General features: G+C 38.3%; 20 protein-coding genes, 1 pseudogene and 1 riboswitch. Of the genes and pseudogenes, 17 read left to right on the forward strand and 4 right to left on the reverse strand.

Annotation, left to right across the window (positions count from 1 at the left end; genetic code table 11):
- The first annotated feature begins 100 nt into the window (after window positions 1-100).
- Window positions 101-568 (forward strand): 8-oxo-dGTP diphosphatase, encoded by a 468-nt coding sequence (locus BM126_RS00265; protein ID WP_090987136.1) that lies wholly within the window; start codon window positions 101-103, stop codon window positions 566-568.
- A 153-nt stretch (window positions 569-721) separates the two neighbouring features.
- Here the strand turns inward: BM126_RS00265 and BM126_RS00270 are convergent, their stop codons facing one another.
- Window positions 722-913 carry a hypothetical protein gene (locus tag BM126_RS00270; protein WP_090988329.1) on the reverse strand — a complete coding sequence of 64 codons (192 nt, stop codon included), beginning with the start codon at window positions 911-913 and terminating at the stop codon, window positions 722-724.
- A gap of 554 nt (window positions 914-1,467) precedes the next feature.
- Window positions 1,468-1,654, forward strand: a riboswitch (Lysine riboswitch).
- A 138-nt stretch (window positions 1,655-1,792) separates the two neighbouring features.
- Here BM126_RS00270 and BM126_RS00280 point away from each other — a divergent pair.
- From BM126_RS00280 to BM126_RS22080, 4 genes and pseudogenes are all read left to right on the forward strand, one after another.
- Complete coding sequence (locus tag BM126_RS00280; RefSeq protein ID WP_090987138.1) at window positions 1,793-3,058, forward strand: cation:dicarboxylate symporter family transporter; 1,266 nt, start codon at window positions 1,793-1,795, stop codon at window positions 3,056-3,058.
- A gap of 522 nt (window positions 3,059-3,580) precedes the next feature.
- Window positions 3,581-3,709 (forward strand): annotated as a pseudogene (locus BM126_RS21780) (IS110 family transposase); the annotation flags it as partial.
- Window positions 3,710-3,813: 104 nt separating this feature from the next.
- Window positions 3,814-4,671: a hypothetical protein gene (locus BM126_RS00285; protein WP_090987141.1), complete on the forward strand. Its 858-nt coding sequence runs from the start codon at window positions 3,814-3,816 to the stop codon at window positions 4,669-4,671.
- Between the two features lie 79 nt (window positions 4,672-4,750).
- Entirely contained in the window at window positions 4,751-4,918 is a 168-nt protein-coding gene (locus BM126_RS22080) for a hypothetical protein (protein ID WP_177201251.1), read from the forward strand.
- A gap of 373 nt (window positions 4,919-5,291) precedes the next feature.
- Here the strand turns inward: BM126_RS22080 and BM126_RS00295 are convergent, their stop codons facing one another.
- A complete protein-coding gene (locus tag BM126_RS00295; protein ID WP_071352150.1) occupies window positions 5,292-5,531 on the reverse strand; it encodes a YhdB family protein in 240 nt (79 codons plus the stop codon).
- A gap of 366 nt (window positions 5,532-5,897) precedes the next feature.
- Here BM126_RS00295 and BM126_RS00300 point away from each other — a divergent pair, with 366 nt between their 5' ends.
- The 10 genes from BM126_RS00300 (at window position 5,898) to BM126_RS00340 (ending at window position 15,321) form a co-directional block, all read left to right on the forward strand.
- On the forward strand, window positions 5,898-6,815 hold the full coding sequence (locus tag BM126_RS00300; RefSeq protein WP_177201252.1) for a M14 family zinc carboxypeptidase: 918 nt from the start codon (window positions 5,898-5,900) through the stop codon (window positions 6,813-6,815).
- 11 nt (window positions 6,816-6,826) lie between these two features.
- Window positions 6,827-7,153: a DUF3889 domain-containing protein gene (locus tag BM126_RS00305; protein WP_177201253.1), complete on the forward strand. Its 327-nt coding sequence runs from the start codon at window positions 6,827-6,829 to the stop codon at window positions 7,151-7,153.
- Window positions 7,154-7,249: 96 nt separating this feature from the next.
- Window positions 7,250-8,665 (forward strand): SpoVR family protein, encoded by a 1,416-nt coding sequence (locus tag BM126_RS00310; RefSeq protein WP_090987149.1) that lies wholly within the window; start codon window positions 7,250-7,252, stop codon window positions 8,663-8,665.
- Between the two features lie 374 nt (window positions 8,666-9,039).
- Window positions 9,040-10,431, forward strand: a complete 1,392-nt coding sequence (locus BM126_RS00315) for a protoporphyrinogen oxidase (protein WP_090987151.1) — start codon at window positions 9,040-9,042, stop codon at window positions 10,429-10,431.
- 52 nt (window positions 10,432-10,483) lie between these two features.
- Window positions 10,484-10,648, forward strand: a complete 165-nt coding sequence (locus tag BM126_RS22085; RefSeq protein ID WP_177201254.1) for a hypothetical protein — start codon at window positions 10,484-10,486, stop codon at window positions 10,646-10,648.
- An 802-nt stretch (window positions 10,649-11,450) separates the two neighbouring features.
- Complete coding sequence (locus tag BM126_RS00320; RefSeq protein ID WP_090987153.1) at window positions 11,451-11,825, forward strand: GntR family transcriptional regulator; 375 nt, start codon at window positions 11,451-11,453, stop codon at window positions 11,823-11,825.
- A gap of 15 nt (window positions 11,826-11,840) precedes the next feature.
- On the forward strand, window positions 11,841-12,527 hold the full coding sequence (locus tag BM126_RS00325; RefSeq protein ID WP_090987155.1) for an ATP-binding cassette domain-containing protein: 687 nt from the start codon (window positions 11,841-11,843) through the stop codon (window positions 12,525-12,527).
- Window positions 12,524-13,357 carry a hypothetical protein gene (locus BM126_RS00330; protein WP_090987156.1) on the forward strand — a complete coding sequence of 278 codons (834 nt, stop codon included), beginning with the start codon at window positions 12,524-12,526 and terminating at the stop codon, window positions 13,355-13,357. Before BM126_RS00325 ends, BM126_RS00330 begins: the two co-directional genes overlap by 4 nt.
- 12 nt (window positions 13,358-13,369) lie before the next feature.
- On the forward strand, window positions 13,370-14,596 hold the full coding sequence (locus BM126_RS00335) for a hypothetical protein (protein ID WP_090987158.1): 1,227 nt from the start codon (window positions 13,370-13,372) through the stop codon (window positions 14,594-14,596).
- A gap of 140 nt (window positions 14,597-14,736) precedes the next feature.
- Window positions 14,737-15,321 (forward strand): undecaprenyl-diphosphatase, encoded by a 585-nt coding sequence (locus BM126_RS00340; protein WP_090987160.1) that lies wholly within the window; start codon window positions 14,737-14,739, stop codon window positions 15,319-15,321.
- An 85-nt stretch (window positions 15,322-15,406) separates the two neighbouring features.
- Here BM126_RS00340 and pbp4b read toward each other — a convergent pair whose 3' ends face one another.
- On the reverse strand, window positions 15,407-16,654 hold the full coding sequence (gene pbp4b, locus BM126_RS00345) for a penicillin binding protein PBP4B (protein ID WP_305728144.1): 1,248 nt from the start codon (window positions 16,652-16,654) through the stop codon (window positions 15,407-15,409).
- Between the two features lie 530 nt (window positions 16,655-17,184).
- Here pbp4b and BM126_RS00350 point away from each other — a divergent pair.
- Window positions 17,185-18,123: a cation diffusion facilitator family transporter gene (locus tag BM126_RS00350; RefSeq protein WP_177201302.1), complete on the forward strand. Its 939-nt coding sequence runs from the start codon at window positions 17,185-17,187 to the stop codon at window positions 18,121-18,123.
- Window positions 18,124-18,210: 87 nt separating this feature from the next.
- Here the strand turns inward: BM126_RS00350 and BM126_RS00355 are convergent, their stop codons facing one another.
- Window positions 18,211-18,645, reverse strand: coding sequence for a DMT family transporter (locus BM126_RS00355; RefSeq protein WP_071352138.1), 435 nt, complete (start codon window positions 18,643-18,645; stop codon window positions 18,211-18,213).
- Between the two features lie 450 nt (window positions 18,646-19,095).
- On the opposite strand from BM126_RS00355, the gene BM126_RS00360 reads away from it, so the two are divergent.
- Entirely contained in the window at window positions 19,096-19,281 is a 186-nt protein-coding gene (locus tag BM126_RS00360) for a hypothetical protein (RefSeq protein WP_090987165.1), read from the forward strand.
- Window positions 19,282-19,300 lie beyond the last annotated feature (19 nt).

A 19,300-nucleotide genomic window follows, 5' to 3' on the forward strand; every position in this document is an offset into this window, starting at 1 on the left:
TTTTCCTTATTTTTTACACTAACGGGTCAGCTTAGTTAAATAAAACTACTAACTAAGGTATATTAATACTACTAATTTCCAATAAAGGAGGAATGAGTAAATGCTTAAAGTTGATTTATACACTATGTGTATAGTTCAAGATGGAGATAAGGTTTTATTAATAAATCGACCGAGCAAATTGGGATTCCCAGGGTTTATTGGGGCTGGCGGAAAAGTGGATTTTCCTGAAAGCCTAACTGAAGGAGCGATTCGTGAAGTCTGGGAAGAAACAGGATTGAGAGTAAGTGATATAGTTTATAAAGGATTAGATGAATACGTGGACCCTAAAAAGAATTATAGGTATATGGTTTTTAATTATTTGGCTAAATCATTTGAAGGTGAACTATTAACCAATCCACCTGAAGGTGAATTATTATGGGTGCCGATTAAAGAAGCATTAAATCTTCCTATGCAACCTTGGTTTAAAAGAAGATTTCCATTATTTTTTGAGGAAGGTACCTTTGAAATTTATGAATTATGGGATGAAGAAAATCAAATAACTTTAAAAGAATCCGTTAAAATAATGTAGTTTGTGAACAAATGTACTTAAACAATAGGGTGCTTTAGTTTAATAAGAATTTAGAAAAAATTGGTAAGTAGTAGATCATAAGTGGCTATGAAAGCAATCCTTTTTCTATGTTATTCATATGTTTGAAATTGAATAAAAAACAAAGTGACCTTTTTACATAGGCCACTTTAATAAGAAACTCTCTTTTGATGTTTTAATAAACAGCATTGATATCGCAGTACCGGCAATATTTAAAATAATGCTTGTCCCGAGTAATACTGCCCATAATATTGTTGGCATTGATACTGTTAATGATAATATTAAGAAGATAATGCCTACTAAGGATAAGATAAGACCTGGATACATTTTGTTCAATTAATTCACTCCAATTTAACCATAATTTAATTCAACACCACTTCCATTATTACCCATAAAATTAATCCATCTGTATATATCTTTATGAAAACGAGTAGGATTTCTAACTAACGATTATCAAGAGGGTTTCTAAAAGAGCAGCCTTCGATAGAAACATCCATCCGAACCAATTTCGCCACAGTTATTCGACTCATTAATTAAATAATGGGACCCCTCTTGAAGTTATTCAGACTTTAATCAGACACGAAAAAAGTGAAACAACCAGTGTCTATGCCCATCTTAGCGGGAAAGTAAGGCAAGATTTCTACAATAAATACTTCTAGAGAAGGCTGCTTCAGCAGCCTTCATTACTTTAACTAACGCACCAAATATTCAAGCTATCAAAATAACGTAGCTCGTATTAGTGTTCTTATAATGCTTTTTCTATTGGCTGTGTTGGGAGCCTTTTTGGCGGTGCCAATATTAGACAACCGTAAATTACCATTTGCTTTTATGCTTGCATTCATTTATTATATTAGAATAATAATTTAATACTTCCTCATAACCGATTGAGTAGAGGTTGCAACTTTTAATATTAAAGCGTACGAGATAAAGAGATATCGTGGACTACGTTTGAAAGGAAAAGTTGCCGAAGTTTGCTTTAAATCTCTTTTAAAGCAGATTGGGGCTGTTATCGAATAGGTACAGCACTGTCACGTTTCTGACTAAGAAACGTGAGGAGCTATCTTCGGAAGGTTTGATTCGGACAATGAAAAAGCCGTCGATATCCTTCGACGGCTTTTTCTATTTCCTCCTTCTTCATAAGATTCTTTAAAGTGGTTGAAATTTAGTAATTTTTATATCGTTGGTCAATACGAAAGGATGTTTACTTTGAAAAAGTTCGGTTTAGCTTGGCAAATATTAATTGGGCTGATTTTAGGGATTATTTGGGGGGCCTTATTCTACGGAAATCCATCTGTAGAGAGATTCTTGGAACCAATTGGTACTATATTTATTCGATTGCTAAAAATGATTGTAGTCCCGATTGTCATTACAAGTATAGTTGTAGGAGTTGCTGGTGCAGGTGATATTAAAAAAGTAGGAAAACTAGGCGGAAAGACATTCATTTACTTCGAAATTATTACTACCTTTGCAATCTTGATTGGTTTAGCAGCAGCGAATATCTTCCAACCAGGAATAGGCGTTCATTTAGATTCGTTGGCGAAAGGTGATATTTCAAGTTATCTTTCTACAACAAAAGATGTTGAGTCCCATAGTTTGGCAGATACCTTTATTAATATCGTTCCACAAAATATATTCACTTCTTTATCGGAAGGCAATATGCTAGCTATAATCTTTTTTTCTGTTATGTTTGGATTAGGTACTGCTGCGATGGGAGAGAGGGGTCAACCTGTTTTTCAATTTTTCCAAGCTGCATCAGAGGCTATGTTTAATATGACAAGTTATATAATGAAATTAGCTCCAATTGGGGTATTTGCTTTAATCGGTGTGACTGTTTCAAAATTCGGTGTATCGTCATTAATTCCACTTAGTAAACTAATTATAGTGGTATATTTAACAATGATAGTCTTTGTTTTAGTAATACTAGGTTTAACTGCTAAGTTGGTTAAGTTTAATATTTTTAGTCTTTTAAAGATATTAAAAGATGAACTTGCGTTAGCTTTTTCAACCGCAAGTTCTGAAGCTGTAATGCCAAGGATTATTGAAAAAATGGAGAAATTCGGTTGTCCTAAAGGAATCACTTCTTTTGTTGTTCCAACGGGTTACTCATTTAATTTGGATGGTTCTTCGATTTATCAGTCAATTACTGCAATATTTATTGCTCAAATGTATGGGATTCATATGTCTGTTACACAACAAATTTCATTAGTTTTAGTTTTAATGGTTACTTCAAAAGGAATTGCAGGAGTACCGGGCGTTTCTTTAGTGGTGCTCTTAGCCACATTAGGATCAGTAGGAATTCCCATAGAAGGGGTAGCTTTCGTTGCAGGAATAGATCGAATTTTAGATATGGCTCGAACAACAGTGAATGTAGTGGGTAATTCATTAGCAGCTATTGTCATTTCAAAATGGGAAGGCCAATATGATCTACAAAAGGGAATAAAATATTTAGCTTCAATTGAAGAAAAAAAATAAGAAAACAAAACCAGAGACATTGATTAGAGTGTTCTTTAAATTGAGACAAGGTGAAAACACCCCATAAAATTGTATTTAACAATATGGTTTTAAAAGGGTGTTTTTCTTATGGGAAAAAGAGTTCATTTTTCAGATGAAATTGAGTGTAAAGCCATAGACGGATGAATGAAACAACAAACAAGGAGATTATTGGTGATAATATCAGAGTAACGAAAGGTTAAGTTTTAGTGTAAATATGCCACTGTATATAACTTGTTTGTAGAACTACCGGGTGCATTCGTATTATAGAGTTAACCAGTTTTTACTGGTTGGCTCTTTTTTTATAGGACCTATTATTTCAGTAGCCAGGGTAGAACGTATGGGTGCGTGGGAGTTAGATCTCGTCAGCTAAACTGTTCGCCCCCTACTTGTAGAATGATGTTTGAGGCTGGTTGGGACATATGATCTCGTATAACAAGCGAAGCTATGGAACTACAGGGAGGTATAGGGGTTACTGGTGAGTACAACAAGGGAGAGATGAAATTGAATCCAGTAGTTGGCCTGGATGTGGCCAAAGGAAAAAGTGAGGTCCAAGCCTTCTTAGATAAAGAAAGGCCATATGGAAAAAGCTTTAGCCTTAAGCATACCAAGGAGGGGTTAAATTCATTTGTTTTGACTAACGGGTGCTTATGCTAACGGGGCAGAAGAGTTGAATAAAAAAACGGAGATTTTTATGATATCTTAATATTAAATAAACATCTTGGAGGATAACAAAAATGAACAATTTTAAGCCAACGTTTTTCAATAATGTTGATAATATCGCAGGAGAACACGATTCTTTTAGGATTAACATAGATTATGACGGGAATCTGGTTTTATTAACGGAAAAAGAAGAAAAGGGGAATTATCTACATAAAGTTTTTCATTTTGTAAACGGAGAAACCAGAATAATTGAAATCCCTTCGGTTTCATACTCTTTTGACTTTGCACAACCAATTGAGGAGAATTGGTTACTGGTTAGTTCTCGAACTGACGATGATGAAGGTCTAATAAACAATGCAACTATATATGATATTCAAGGAAACGCTTTAGACACATTCTCATTTGGAGATGCAATAGCGGACGTACAAACTACAAAGAAGTCTGATATCTGGGTGAGTTATTTTGATGAAAGTACGGATTATTCACTAAGTTGTTTTAATAAACAAGGGGTACTAACATTTGATTTCAATGATTTTGTTAGACTATCAAACAATGAAGTTCCTTATATTGATGATTGCTATGCTTTAAATGTAGCCTCAGAGGAAACAGTATATATTTACTACTACTCAGACTTTCCTCTAGTGAAAATTGAAAAGAATAATTATGAAATATTTAATAATATTCCAGTTGAAGGTAGCAATGCGTTTGCAATCCTGAATAACTTTGTCTTGTTCAATAATGGTTATGACGAAGAAGGTAAAATACATTTGTACTCAATGGAAAATAATTCCTTAAAAAGTTTCGATTTATTAAATTTGAAAGGCGAAATCCTTAATTATGGTAATTCTGTTGGTAGAGGGAGTAAATTCTTCTTTAAAAAGGATAAAGATTTATATCTGTTGAATTTGGAGGACTTTTTAAAATCCATTTAATTTATTGAACCCGGTTTCGTTAGAGAAAAGTTCGGGGAAGAGTATTACGTTTGGGAACAGGGTGCTTTATTTGAAGAAGATGCCTGAAGAACTTACAAATGGTTTCTTTTCTTTTGATGAAATTTCACCATTAACGCCTTGTTTTAAAATAAAAGTAATCCTTCTTGAGGTGATGAAGTTGCTTTCTAAACATAATTCCATTCAACGAGATCGACCAAAACTTTTCTTAAAGATTGTTGTTTTTTAATAAGTTCTGTGAAGCGATCCCGTTGTTAAACCGGGTTGATTGGAGTGTAAGGTGCGAGACTCCTGTGGGATTAGCGGGACCCCGCAGGCAAAGCCGAGGAGGCTCACCGCCCGCCCCACGGAAAGCGAGCATCCTAGAGCGGAAATCAGCCCCTTGTTCCATAGCAGCAAAGTGTACGAAAACAGCCTAAAACAAAAAAGACTGTAGACAAACCCGTTTTTTGGTTTTGTCTACAGTCTGAGCTGACAATAGCCTTGTCAGCTCTTTCCTTGTCTCAAAGGTTAAGGTTTACCAGCCAATTGTAAAAACCTCAAATGTTTCCGCATAAATATTTCCACTTAACAAAAACTACGTGTAGCCAATTTTTTATTGCTTATCCATACAGGTATATATCCTGAGAAGACATTTCTGCTGCATGATCTAAATATCGGAGAAGGCTATATAAATAATTCTCAACAACCTTATAGTCATGTTCAAAGTGATAAGCGTGCAGGAAACGCTCTATTTTCTTTGAAAGAAATTGGTCTTCTGTCCGAACCATAAGTATAAGCAGGTTATCCCATTCAGAACGGTGTGTATAAAACAGCGCTCTGTCATAATCTGTTTTGTTCATTTGTATCTCCTCCTTAAAGGAGCTATTTGTAGTTTGTTCCGGAACCTCACTCTGCATTCCCATACAAAATGTGGAGATTGTGCTGTACCGCTGTTGTTTCTATTTACCAGAATAAAGATGATTAAGTGATACTTAGAGCGGAGATTTTTCTTATATAAAAAATGGACTTTAACGGACAGCTATCTCGTTTCAGCAACATGGAGCCCTAATTTAAAACCGGTGATAGATGCCCGTTAAAGCGGAATTAACGGTGAAGTCATGAAATTTCTTGCAGCCAGTTATTTAGTACTCTGTTTGATGATCTGTCCAGGCAGTTATGCTCAAGCCCAAATTATTCAGGAGGAACATATATATACATATGAAAAAATGGAAAAAGACTTGATTGATTTGCAGAAAAAGTACAAATTTGGGCTTAAATCTCTGGGAATCACAGAGAAAGGAAAAAAGATCTACGCTGCACATCTCGGAGAAGGCAAGGAAAGCATCATCCTAACAGGATCCCATCATGGAAGGGAATGGCTGACATCGCTCCTCTTAATGAAGATGCTCGATTATGCAAAAGCGCATCACCAGAACGAGGCGATCAGCAGGTACCCGTCAGATATTTTAAACAAGGTAAGTATTTGGTTTGTGCCTATGGTAAATCCTGAGGGTGTCAGCATACAGCAGGGGGATTTATCACTATATAATTGGAAAGAAAAATTGGCTCTGATGAAAATGAACCGCTGCAGCCTCAACTTTATGCGGTGGAAAGCAAACGGACAGGGAATAGATCTTAACCGCCAATATCCAGCAGGCTGGAGAAATGCAGAAACGGGGATCAACCATCCTTCGTATCATTTTTATAAAGGAAAGTACCCGCTTCAGGCAAAAGAGGCTGCAGCACTAGCAGCCTTTACACAAAAAATTAGGCCATTACTGGCGGTTGCTTATCATACATCAGGTAGGGAAATTTACTGGAAGTATCAAAATAAACAGGAAAACGTCATCAGGGATTACCTTCTTGCCTCTAAAACAGCAAAGATGACTTCTTACCTGCTTTCAGTCCCGGAGAAGCATGCAACCGGCAGCGGTTATACAGATTGGTTTATTACAGAATTTAAGCGTTCTGCAATGACGCTTGAAGCTGGTCCCCCTGCTGGAGAAACCAGTGTGCCTCTGAAGGTGTTCAAGGAGGAATGGCAAAGAAACAAATATGTAGGAATTATGCTGGCAGAAGAAGCCTATTTGCAGGTTAAGAATAAGAAAGAAAATCCTCTCCATACTAAAAATAATGAAAAATGAGGAGGATGAATATGAAAAAAACACTGCTCGCATTACTTGTTTTAATGTTGTTGCTTCCTGCCGCAGGCAAGGCTTCTGAAGGACCACCCCCGCACTATGAAAAGTATGGCAATATTGCCATTGCTGTAGTAAGGACCGACTATCCAGGAACATCGGTTACGGATTATGAATTTTTGGGGAGGAAGAAGTCTGGAAACGGAATTGCTGTGGATTCCTTCCTTTTTTTGATAAAAGATAAGGGGATAGAAAAAAATGTATTAATAAAAGCAGAGCATAGTCTGATTTCCCAGAACCTGATCAGCCTTTATGTCACTGAAGCACCATTTAATCAAAAATAACTCATCTAAACAAATTTAAAGACAGTCAGTCAGGATATTGTCATACTCCAATTCCTCTATCATACATTGTGGTAAGGATGAAAAGGGGGAAGAACAATGAATGCTGAACAAAAAGCCCTTGAATATACAATCAGTGAAATTACAGAAATCGCAAAAGGATTTGGCCTTGATTTTTATCCCATGCGTTATGAAATTTGTCCATCAGAAATTATATATACATTCGGGGCTTACGGAATGCCAACGAGGTTTTCGCACTGGAGTTTTGGCAAACAGTTCCACAAAATGAAGCTGCATTATGATTTTGGGTTAAGCAAAATTTACGAACTTGTGATCAATTCGGATCCATGCTACGCTTTTTTACTGGATTCCAATTCACTTATACAAAATAAATTGATCGTGGCTCATGTGCTGGCCCATTGTGATTTTTTTAAGAATAATGTCCGTTTTCAGAACACCAAGCGGGATATGGTGGAAAGTATGGCGGCAACAGCTGAACGCATTCGTGATTATGAAATACTTCACGGAAAGAAAGAGGTTGAAACCTTCCTCGATGCTGTACTAGCAATAGAGGAGCATATTGATCCATCTCTTATGCGCCCCAAGCTTTCCTGGACATTGGATGATTTGGAGATTGACGAGGAAGATCAGGCATCTCCCGCTTCTCCTTATGATGATTTATGGTCATTGGATTCCAAACCCAAAACACATGAACCAGCCAAGAAAAAGAAAAAGAGATTTCCGCCTCAGCCAGAAAAAGATCTTTTGCTTTTCATTGAACAGTATAGCCGCGACCTGGCTGATTGGCAGCGTGACATCTTAACGATGATGCGGGAGGAAATGCTGTACTTTTGGCCGCAGCTGGAAACAAAAATCATGAACGAAGGCTGGGCTTCATTCTGGCATCAGCGGATTCTCAGGGAGCTTGATCTTACCTCAAGTGAATCGATTGAGTTTGCAAAATTGAATGCTGGGGTGGTGCAGCCTTCAAAAACAGGAATTAACCCATATTATTTAGGGGTCAAGATATTTGAAGATATAGAAGAACGATATAATAATCCTACTGATGAGATGAAAAAGCTTGGCATTCAGCCAAACTCAGGCAGGGAAAAGATGTTCGAAGTGAGGGAAATAGAATCGGATATATCCTTTCTCCGCAATTACCTGACCAAAGATTTGGTTACCAGGGAAGATATGTACCTATTTCAAAAGCAGGGCAAGGACTATAAAATCGTCGACAAGGCCTGGAAAGAAGTAAGAGACCAGCTTGTCAGCATGCGTGTAAATGGCGGGTTTCCTTACCTGACAGTCAATGACGGCGATTATCTTCGAAATGGTGAATTGTATTTAAAGCATTGGTACGAGGGAATTGAACTCGATCTGAAATATCTGGAAAAGGTCATGCCATACATTCATCAGCTTTGGGGCAGAGCTGTTCACCTGGAATCGGTGATGGAAAATAAAGAAATGCTATTTACTTATGACGGAAAAGGAATACACCGCAAATATCTGTAAACCATGGAACGTGGACATCTTAAAATTGATCGGGCGGCTTGACTTCCTGAATAAATCTGTAAGGCGCAGGCATGTCCTGTGCCATTTTTTAATGCTGAAATGAAGGCCGGAACGGATACTGTATAATTATGGTCCTTTCCTGGAGTTCCAATCAGCCGGCCAATTTAACATAGGCTATCCTTTGAAAATTTTTTCAGTGTTCCCGCAATTAGCAGGAAAGTAATAAATGTACTTAATACTTTTTACAGTTATTTCAAATAATGAGTTGTTCCTAAATTGTTCAAGTTTGCTGTTACAGTTTATTGCGGGCAGTATGTTACAATTCAATTACAGTGAAGGCTCAAGTATTAGGGCCATTGATCGAGGTGCTGAAATTGAAAACAGTTGCAGTGATTGGCGGAGGCATCACAGGTTTATCTGCCATGTATTATTTGCATAAAGAAATATTAGAGAAACAACTAGACGTAAAGCTTGTGCTTATCGAGCAAAGTGAAACATTGGGCGGAAAAATCCATACGGTCCGTGAAGGCAAATTTACAATGGAAACAGGCGCTGACTCCATTGTAGCGCGCAAAAAAAATGTTGTTCCGCTTTTGGAGGAACTGGGCTTAACTGATGAAATGGTTTACAACGCAACAGGGACATCATATATTCACACAGAAAATCGCCTCCTGCAAATTCCTGAGGATTCTGTGTTTGGAATACCAATGAGCATTGAATCACTCTTTAGCAGCCAGCTGATCTCTACAAAGGGAAAGCTGAATGCATTAAAGGACTTGATTTCCACGAATAAAGACTTTTCTAAGGATGATTCAATCGGATTATTTCTTGAGCACTTTCTTGGCAAAGAATTAGTTGAAAATCAAATCTCTCCCGTTCTGTCCGGCATTTATTCAGGAAAATTAAATACTCTCACAATCGCTTCCACACTTCCATATTTACTTGACTATAAAAATCAGTATGGAAGCATTATCAGGGGGCTTTCACATAATAGAGATAAATTTAAAGGTTCAGGAAACCGGAAATTTATTTCTTTCAAGAATGGTTTATCTCAAATTATTGATTCTCTTGCAGATAAAATTAAGGGAGCTGAAATTTTAACAGGCACTGCAGCTTCCTCTATTGAAAAAAGCAATGGGAAATATACCATCTCTTTTACTAATCATGATGATATTGAAGCTGACTATGTTGTGTTAAGTGTTCCAGAGACCGCAGCTAAGCGGCTGCTGGGCAATCATGATTTGGAAGAAGAGTTCAATAAGCTAAAAAGCAGTTCTATGATCAGTGTTTACCTCGGTTTTGATATCCCTGACAGTAAATTGCCGAAAGATGGTACGGGATTTATTGTTTCTGAAAAAAGTGGTCTTGCCTGCAATGCTTGCACATGGACAAGCAGAAAGTGGGAGCATACTTCAAAAAGCAAGCAGCTTTTAGTGCGGTTATTTTATAAAAGCTCCAATCCGGTATATTCCGGCTTAAAAGACTTAAGCAATGCCGAATTATCTGAAGCTGCCTTAAGGGATGTTGAGAAAAGTTTGGGTATCTCAGCAAAACCGATTTCCAGCGAGGTTACTAAGTGGGAAAATTCAATGCCAAATTATCATATCTCCCATAACAAAACTGTGGAGGCTCTGGAAGAAAAAATGCTACAGCACTATCCTGGCGTTTTTCTTGCAGGCTGTTCATACTATGGAGTTGGAATACCCGACTGCATCGCCAATGGAGAGAAAATGGCCAATGCTATACTTTCTTGCTTTAATGGCTAATTTGACCATAAGCTGATTTAGCAATGGTTTAAGAATAGGGGCTGACTATGCGATGAGTAAGTTTTGGATTTATCGTTCTCTTATTGTTTTAATGGTAATAGCGTGTATTGTATTCTCCGCTATAGCCAGAAATATTGCAGGAATCGCTGTTTTAGTCATTGGTGCGGTTATTGGGATCGTTCTTATGGCTGCTAATTACAAATCAAACCGCAGGTAAATGAAGTGGAGACATTCTAAATGGATGTCTCTTTTTTGTATTCTTAGGATTTACATTAGAAAGGCACCTAACTTTGAAACTATGAGCATGACGATATCCGAAAAGAGCATGTCGGGGATTTTTAAATCAAGGTAACTGACTGCGACTGGATCAAAGGTGAAAAACTGCCGCTGGACAGGAATCTTCTTTATTAATTAAGGCTGTTTTCGTAAACTTTGTTGCTATGAAACAAGGGGTTGATTTCCGCTCCAGGATGCTTCGCTTTCCGCAGGGCGTGCGCTGAGCCTCCTCGACTTGAGTCTGCGGGGTCTCACCTGTCACGCTGATCCCGCAGGAGTCTCCGCACCTTCCGCTCCAATCAACCTGCTATAACAATGGAATTGCCTCGAGAACTATTTAAGTAACAACAATCTTTAAGAAAAGAGCTTTAATTAATGAGGCCATAAAGGATCTTATTATTAAGTGGGGTGATTGGAGCGTAAGTGTGGGTCTCTTCCTTAGATAAGGGGCAAGGTGAGCATCAAAGGCATTGCTGAAGATGCTCACCGGCTGCCCTTTGGAAATCAATCCTTACGAAAACAGCCTATATTAAACATTATTTTTTTAATGTTGACAGCAGGAGTGTATTACAGGTATAGTACATTATATAAGGTGTATGAACTACTTAGTACATACACTCAGGCTGGCTGCTACCCGCTATAACATAATTGTCAGCATATCTTTAACATCTGAGAAAGATTGAAGCTAAAACAGCGGAACACTGTCCATTGAAGGAAGTTTTACTTAATAGGAGTTGTTTTTCATGAATGTAACGTTTAACAATCGTGACCCGGTGTATTTGCAGGTAGTCCGTTACTTTAAGGAGCAAATTGCGATTGGGGCGCTTGAAGCCGGACAGGAGATCCCATCGAGAAGAGAGCTAGCTTCATTGCTCAAGATTAATCCAAACACGGCACAAAAAGCTTATAAAGAAATGGAGGAACAGGATTTGATCACGACAGAAAAAAATCATCCCAGCAAGATTACAGATGACATGAAAGTCTTAAGCGGCATCAGGGAAGAGCTCATTATAGAAGCGGTAGATATGTTCGTCCAGTCCATTAAGCCGATTAATGTGCCGGTTGGTGAGCTATTAAATCTTATTGAAAAAAAATACAACTCTGTCGAAAAGGGATGACAAGGAGGAATCTTAATGATTGAAGTGAAGAATGTCAGCAAAAGATATGGCCGGAAAAAGGTGCTTGAGGATATAAGTTTTACAGCAGAAAAAGGTGAAATCACCTGTCTTATCGGAATTAACGGAGTAGGAAAAACCACTACTTTAAAAGCAATCATGGGTTTGACTCCATACAAGGGAGAAATCACGATCGACCAAAAAAAACTAGATAAAAACAGTTATGAAAAAATCACATATGTACCTGATGCCATAACGATGCTGCCATCGATGTCCATTTTTCAGGCTTTTGACTTCATGAAGGATTATTACTGCAGCTGGAATGGGAAAAAGGCTGATGAACTTCTCGAATTTTTTAAGCTTAAGAAGGAAATGAGGATTTCAGAGCTATCCAAAGGAAATACCTCTAAATTAAATTTGCTTTTAGGGCTCGCACTTGATGTGGATTATATTTTGATGGATGAACCATTCTCTGGCATTGACATGTTCAGCAGAGAACATATTGCCGATGTTTTCGCAAGCTCGCTGATTGAGGATAAGGGTGTCATTATTACTACTCATGAAATTGGGGATATCGAGCACTTAATTGATAAAGCAGTGCTGATTGAATACGGTAAAGTTATTAAGGAATTCAAGCCTGAAGATTTGAGGTTTTCAGAGGGTAAATCAGTTGTAGATGTTATGAGAGAGGTGTATCAGCAATGAAGAAATATGCAAAGTTAGTGAACTTTGAAGTCAACCGGTTCGGTAAAATGTACTTAGCTCTGCTTCTTATTACGGTTCTTTCACAATTTATAGGGGTAATTGTCCATTCTAACAGTTATATGAGCAGTGCTCATCAAGACATGCAGCAGCAGTCACTGACTGAGGCACAATATCTTAGTGATTTTGGCCCTACATCCTTTCTGGATATCATGAATAGTTTTTGGTTCCTTGGACCAATAGCACTTAGCGCAATAGGCCTTATCCTTTATATCTTTTTAATTTGGTATAGAGACTGGTTTGGCAAAAATACTTTTATTTACAGATTATTGATGCTTCCAACTTCGAGGCTAAATGTCTATCTCGCCAAGGCGACAGCCATCTTTTTAATGGTGTTAGGGCTTACGGCGCTTCAGCTATTGATACTTCCTCTTGAAAATGCACTTTTTCTGCAGCTTGTTCCTGAACATTTCAGAAGTGTTTTTCAAATCAGTACATTAATTAAGGGAAACCAGGTATTAAACGTTATTATTCCAAGGAATTTTCCGCAGTTTGTTCTTTCATATGGTATTGGATTTATGTGTGTGTTTGCATTATTTACAGCTATTATGTTTGAAAGAAGCTACAGAATAAAGGGTATTTTTATCGGGATTCTTTACTTTGCAGCTTCACTTGCTGTATTTCTTTCACCGCTTTTACTGATTGGTTTCACAGATTCCGTGTATCTGTACCCAATGGAGCTGGCTGGACTGGAATTAATCTTTGGCCTTTTTGTAATCGGTGTATCCATTGCGATTGGCAAATTCCTCATTAATAGAAAAGTTACTGTGTAAGGAGAATAGACGATGAGAAGATATTGGAAAACAAGCTTAATTATTGCAGCTTCGATTATTTGTATCGGTACATTTTATATCCAGTCAGCACAATCAGCGGACAAGCTACCGCAATATAGAATAAATCCTGAAGAAGGCGGTGCTGACTACATCAAGCCGGTTGTTCTGGAAGGAAGTTATTTGAATGGCAGCATAGGTGAACCTGTTGAGATTACTGCAAAGGGAACTGTGTATACCGGTAAACTGCCGTTTTTCAAAAGTCTGGAAAATTCAGCAGCATATAGCAAAAGAATAAAAGAACTTCAGTCAAAGTACCATAATTTTATGAGAGGAAAATCTCAAGAAACCCATTTTTATGAAGATAGCAATAAACTCGCCTATGTAGATGTAACAGGGGGTTACGACGGAGACAGCAATAATCTTACTTTTAAAATTTCCCAGCTGGATAAAAAAGACAAAGATGTCACGTCCATAAAAATGCCTGTTCCAGGCAGGGATAAGTACAACTATATATTTGTTTCAGAGGTACAGAGCGCAGGTTCAAAAATATATGTTGTCACAACGAATTCAGCACAACTGCCTGATGAGGATCACGCCGAAGAAATCCACGTGTACACATTTGATATGCATAAAGGGAAGCTTTTGGATAACCAGACCATCCAGCGTACACAAGGAGGGCCAAAGAATGTGCATGTTTCTTTTGAGAAGGCTCTTGATGCAGATGAGATGGGTCCAGATGACTATCTTGTATTCAAAAAAGTCTCTACAGAGCAAATCTCTAATAAGGACGGAGAAACAGTGGATGGAAAAACTAAGATTGACTGGGTTGTTTTTAATTTAAAGGAAAACATTCAAGTGAAGACAGAAATCCCGCAGGAGTTTACAAGCGGCGAAGAAAATCTCCCTGTATATCATCATGGATCTGTCCTATATTTCTTTTTAGAAAAAGATCATGTTCTTCATCTATATAAATATGATGCTGCAAGCAGCATCCCCTCTAAGGAAATTGCTATCCCTCTGGGACAGAAGGACTTAAGGGTAAATTCATTATTAATAAACAAAGAAAAGGTATTTGTTATGGCAGTAAGCGGAGAAGAAGACTTTGGCGGAAAGGACAAAATTCTCATCGCTGCTGATTTAAATTCTGGAAAGCAGGTCTTTAAAGGAAACATTTTAGAAGGAAAAGGCAATAAGAAAGCGGGGAAAGATCTTCAAATCGATGGAATAAGCATTAATTAGACGGGTTAACGTTTTAATAGAATTTTAATTTGTTAATTGATTTTATAATAGATATAATTATTCCGCAGGCATGTTCCAAATTAATTTTGGGCAAAAGGCAAGATGTTTTGGAAATTCCCCCTGCAGTTAGGAATGATTAAATGAATTACGAGTTATTTAAAGATATTCACAATTTGTCTGGACATAGCAATGCCCTTGATCAATTTATGGTGTTTATCACGAATAATGCAATCTACATTTTTGCATTGGCACTTTTAGTTCTTTGGCTTTTTGGCGGCAAGTCCATGAAACGTGCAGTTCTTTTTGCCGGCGGCACTGGGGCAGCTGCATTGATTGCAAATGTGGTCATCTCTCATATCTATTATGAGCCGCGTCCATTTGTCACCCATCATGTTCACACGCTGATATCCCACGCAAAGGATGCATCATTTCCCAGCGACCATTCTACAGGTGCTTTTGCGATAGCCATTGCCATGTGGTTTCATTACAAAAAAGCGGGTATTCCAATGTTTATCTTAGCATTATTAACGGGATTCTCCCGGATTTGGGCCGGCCTTCATTATCCATTTGATGTACTGGGAAGCCTGATTGTGGCTATGATTGTTGCTTTTGTAATCTTCAAGCTTTCGGGGCTTCTCGATCCATTAGTCAATGGTATCATATCAATTTACTATTCAATCTTCGGCAGAAAAAGCAAAACATCTTCCAGGACCAAACATCTATGAGCAATACAGAAATATAACAGCAAAAAGAAGGATAACCATTCTGGTTTCCTTCTTTTTTGCTGTGATAAAGCACATCATAAGGAGACTAGTTGACTTTTAAGGCCTGATACACTGCAGATACAACATTGCCATACTGGCTGATGCCATATGTGTCGCCAAGAAATTTATTGGGATCTTTTTGCGGATCCGCCACTGGAGAATGCTTTTTATTGGTTAAAAGGACAATCCCCAGATTTTTCTCACGATCGATGACGGTAAGAGTACCGGTCCAGCCTGTATGACCTACTGCATTTTCGCTTGCATAGGGACTGAACATCCAATGCATGCTTGAGTTTCCATTTCTTCTCCAGCCCAGCCCGTAAGTAGGATTCATATCGGATGGTGCTAAAAATTGATCAATTGTTTGTTTATCGAATAACCGTACATTCCCGTAACCGCCATCATTCAGTATCACCTGAAGCAAAACTGCAAGATCTCCTGTCGTTGAAAATAAACCTGCATGCCCGGAGACCCCTCCCATTGAATAAAAGGCTTTTTCATCGTGTACTTCACCTTGAAGGGTATATGTGCGGATGCCTGGAAAGTATATAGCCCCGTCCCTGGTATTTCCATTAAGTTCAGTAGCAGCAAAATCCTCTGGTTTAAACCCCTTTTGCAGCGGGTTAAAGAGTGTATGCTTCAATCCCAGCGGCTTATACAGCTTTTCCTCTGCATATTGGTCCAGCCTTTTGCCTGTGACTTTTTCAATGATAAAACCCAGCAGCATATAATCCAGATCACTGTATATATTTTTTGTTCCTGGCTGATAATCTAAGGGAGTTCTTGATATCATTTGAAGGACTTTGCTGCGGTCCGTCGTGTATAAATCCCCGGCAAGCTTGGGATTATAGTATTCGACACTCGGCGGGAAGCCAGCCGTATGGTGAAGGATATCAATTAACCGAAGTGTATCTTTTCCTTTGATTTTATCTTCAGCACTATCCCTGAACTGGGGGATATAGTGTGAGACAGTCTGATTCAGGTCTATTTTGCCCTGGCTTACCAGGTGCTGAAGGGCAAAGTTCACTGAATACATTTTGGTATTTGATGCAAGATCGAACATAGTGGTCGTTTTCATTTTCTTGGGGTGCTTCAGCAGTGTACCCCGATCATATTTTTTTGCATAGCCATAAGCCGTGTTTTTTACAATTTTGCCATCCTTGATAACAAGCAGGACAGCCCCAGGGAAACCATTATCGATTTCATTTTTAATCAAAGAATCGACTTCCTTTAACTTAGAGGATGAAAATCCGGCATCTTCCGGTTTATGTACCTTTTTAAGTACCGGATACATCAGGTTATGCGGATTGTGCCTGCTGGCGTTCTCACTTTTCTTGATAACCAGTTTTGTTTCCTTTGCGGAATCGTTCTTGGCAGATGCCTGAATTGAGCCTGTCAGCATTACGGATAGGGAGAGTGCGGCAATAATAAGCTGTTTACAGGGTGTTTTCATGTTTTCCTCCTTTATTTTAAAAATTCTGAATTTAACTCTATCATAGAATGTCCGGTTCCTTTGTGTAAAGATGGAACATCGTTATTTCAGTAAATTGATACTTTTGTCCTCCATAGTCAAATGTTCTACATAATGAAGAGAATGAATGGCATTCAGGCACTTTACACCTGGATAACCCAAAAAACCATCTGTTTTTTAATCCAGGTTATGTTTGAGTGAATAATTCTTTCCTTTAGGAAACATATTTAATTTCTTTCAAAATAATTTATCTTTTCCTAAAATAAGCACTGCAGGCAATTCTGTTTCTCTAGACTCACCTAAACTTCTTATATTACTATGGAAAAGCAGTTAATTTTTATTGGAGTTGATCGATTTTGGATGTAAGAGAATCCTTGGCCCATAAGGTGGCATGGATAAGTCTTGTAAGCAATATTATCCTGATGCTTGGAAAGATTTTAATCGGCTGGTATGGAAACAGTGATTCCGTTTTTGCAGACGGTATTCACTCTGCAGCTGACGTCTTTGCATCAGTTATTGTCCTCATTGTCATAAAAATTGCGAGTAAACCAGCTGACGCAGAACACCCATACGGCCATGGAAAGGCAGAGGTAATCGTTTCTTCTATTGTGGGTATGATTCTTTTAGTGGTTGCATTATACATTGCATATGAAGCCCTGACTGGATTTCTCCATCCGGTATCAGCGCCAAGCATTCTTGCATTATGGGTAGCGTTAATCTCATATGTTTCTAAATTATTCTTATACCGATACTCCTTTAAAGCAGCTGATGAGCATAACAGCAAAGCAATAGAAGCAATTGCACTGGATCATAAAGCTGACATTGTTGCGTCGCTGGCCGCTGCTATAGGTGTAATTTTATCAATAGTTGGCGGAGCTTACGGCTGGGACTTCCTGCTTTACGGAGATAAGCTGGCAAGTATATTTGTTGCCTATCTTATTTTCCGCATTTCAAAAGAAATGATTACAGAATCGTATGATATTCTTCTTGAAAGAAGTATTGACGGGGAAACATTGAAGGGCATAGAGTCCATTATCCTGACGTTTAAGGATGTCAAGCGCATTGACAAAATCCGTGCGCGCGAACAGGGACATTATATTTTAGTGGACGCAAGGATTTCTTTATTCCACGATAAAACTATTAAAGAAGGCCATGATATAACAAAGGCAATAAGAGATGAAATCATGAAGCAGTATAGTGTGATTAAAGAAGTATTAATCCATGTTAATCCCTACTATCCTGAGGATGCCCTGCAGGATGATGAAAAGAATCAAAATAACAATCAATTATAAGTAAAGTTATACATAAGAAAAGACCTTCACTTTTGCCTGAAGGTCTTTCTCTTTTTTTGACGTTTAATTCATTAAAGTGCAGCAGGCCTATTTTTTATTGAATAGATACAGGGACACCAAAAGAAGCAGGATAGCTGTAATCCTTTTAGCATCAAGAGAAATCTGATTTCCTCCGAGCAGCCCCAGATGATCGATGACGGCCCCAGTGATGATTTGCCCTGCAATAACCGCGACCAGTGTTTGTGCAACACCTATGCTTGGAACGGTGAAGACCATCACACTTACATAGAATGCCCCAAGAAGCCCGCCGATTAATTGCCATTTTGGAACGGCAGAAACTGCGGAGACGTGCCCTTTGCCAAAGAATATCAAAACGAAAAACAAGGCGAGTGCCCCAATGGCGAATGAAATGAAGGAGGCCTCGATTGCTCCAGTTTTCTTGCCCAGTCCTCCGTTAATTTGCGACTGGAAGGCAATGGCGATTCCGCCTGCTAAAGCAAGCAGCGGAAATATAATTTTCATCTCTTAAAACTCCTTTGCGAAAAATTTGGATACTCAGTGTACTGCCTCCTGAGAAATCGGAGAGTATGTATGGAGAAATTATACTCCAACACGATAAAAAAAGGGAATTTCCAACTCATGAAAAAATACACCATTGCAGGATCTTCACTTTTTGAATGGCTCTTTTCTTAAAGATTGTTATTTTTTAATTGTTCTGTGAAGCGAACCCCTTGTTCAGGTAGCAACAAAGTTTACGAAAACAGCCTTTCTTAAAGATTGATGCTAATTAATGAATTCTGCAAGGTGAACCCATTGTTGTACTAGGCTGCTTGGAACTTATGATACGAGACTGTGCAAGAACAGCAGAAATCAGCCGCTTTGTACCACACAGCGTTTGGGAAAACATATTGAATGATGTCTAAAGTTTCGCTTTACGGAAAAGATAAGCCAAAACGTATAGGAGGTGCTGAGATGAAAGAGCCTAATAATGGTAATAGGGAAGAAGCAGAGGATTTGATTCAGCTTGCTGAAATGATTAATGCGGGTGGAGACAGCGGAGAAATAGATGAAATTGCAAGCCGCAAGAAACATTTAACCTGCAATGTGGAACTATTCAATAAAGAGCTTCGTGCGATTGCTGATGATTCAGAAGAATGAGAAGGCGGAGCATGAAGAA

It is taken from the genome of Bacillus sp. OV322, from assembly GCF_900112495.1.
GTDB lineage: Bacteria > Bacillota > Bacilli > Bacillales > DSM-1321 > Peribacillus.

What these genes read in the sequence shown, in the direction of transcription:
- BM126_RS00285 (WP_090987141.1), top strand. Translation starts at nt 3,814, where the DNA reads ATGAACAATTTTAAGCCAACGTTTTTCAATAATGTTGATAATATCGCA.
- BM126_RS00335 (WP_090987158.1), top strand. Translation starts at nt 13,370, where the DNA reads ATGAGAAGATATTGGAAAACAAGCTTAATTATTGCAGCTTCGATTATT.
- BM126_RS00355 (WP_071352138.1), bottom strand. Translation starts at nt 18,645, where the DNA reads ATGAAAATTATATTTCCGCTGCTTGCTTTAGCAGGCGGAATCGCCATT.
- BM126_RS00270 (WP_090988329.1), bottom strand. Translation starts at nt 913, where the DNA reads ATGTATCCAGGTCTTATCTTATCCTTAGTAGGCATTATCTTCTTAATA.
- BM126_RS00360 (WP_090987165.1), top strand. Translation starts at nt 19,096, where the DNA reads ATGAAAGAGCCTAATAATGGTAATAGGGAAGAAGCAGAGGATTTGATT.
- BM126_RS00295 (WP_071352150.1), bottom strand. Translation starts at nt 5,531, where the DNA reads ATGAACAAAACAGATTATGACAGAGCGCTGTTTTATACACACCGTTCT.
- BM126_RS00320 (WP_090987153.1), top strand. Translation starts at nt 11,451, where the DNA reads ATGAATGTAACGTTTAACAATCGTGACCCGGTGTATTTGCAGGTAGTC.
- pbp4b (WP_305728144.1), bottom strand. Translation starts at nt 16,654, where the DNA reads ATGTATCCGGTACTTAAAAAGGTACATAAACCGGAAGATGCCGGATTT.
- BM126_RS00330 (WP_090987156.1), top strand. Translation starts at nt 12,524, where the DNA reads ATGAAGAAATATGCAAAGTTAGTGAACTTTGAAGTCAACCGGTTCGGT.
- BM126_RS00340 (WP_090987160.1), top strand. Translation starts at nt 14,737, where the DNA reads ATGAATTACGAGTTATTTAAAGATATTCACAATTTGTCTGGACATAGC.
- BM126_RS00305 (WP_177201253.1), top strand. Translation starts at nt 6,827, where the DNA reads ATGAAAAAAACACTGCTCGCATTACTTGTTTTAATGTTGTTGCTTCCT.
- BM126_RS00265 (WP_090987136.1), top strand. Translation starts at nt 101, where the DNA reads ATGCTTAAAGTTGATTTATACACTATGTGTATAGTTCAAGATGGAGAT.
- BM126_RS00325 (WP_090987155.1), top strand. Translation starts at nt 11,841, where the DNA reads ATGATTGAAGTGAAGAATGTCAGCAAAAGATATGGCCGGAAAAAGGTG.
- BM126_RS00310 (WP_090987149.1), top strand. Translation starts at nt 7,250, where the DNA reads ATGAATGCTGAACAAAAAGCCCTTGAATATACAATCAGTGAAATTACA.
- BM126_RS22080 (WP_177201251.1), top strand. Translation starts at nt 4,751, where the DNA reads ATGCCTGAAGAACTTACAAATGGTTTCTTTTCTTTTGATGAAATTTCA.
- BM126_RS00300 (WP_177201252.1), top strand. Translation starts at nt 5,898, where the DNA reads ATGGAAAAAGACTTGATTGATTTGCAGAAAAAGTACAAATTTGGGCTT.
- BM126_RS22085 (WP_177201254.1), top strand. Translation starts at nt 10,484, where the DNA reads ATGAGTAAGTTTTGGATTTATCGTTCTCTTATTGTTTTAATGGTAATA.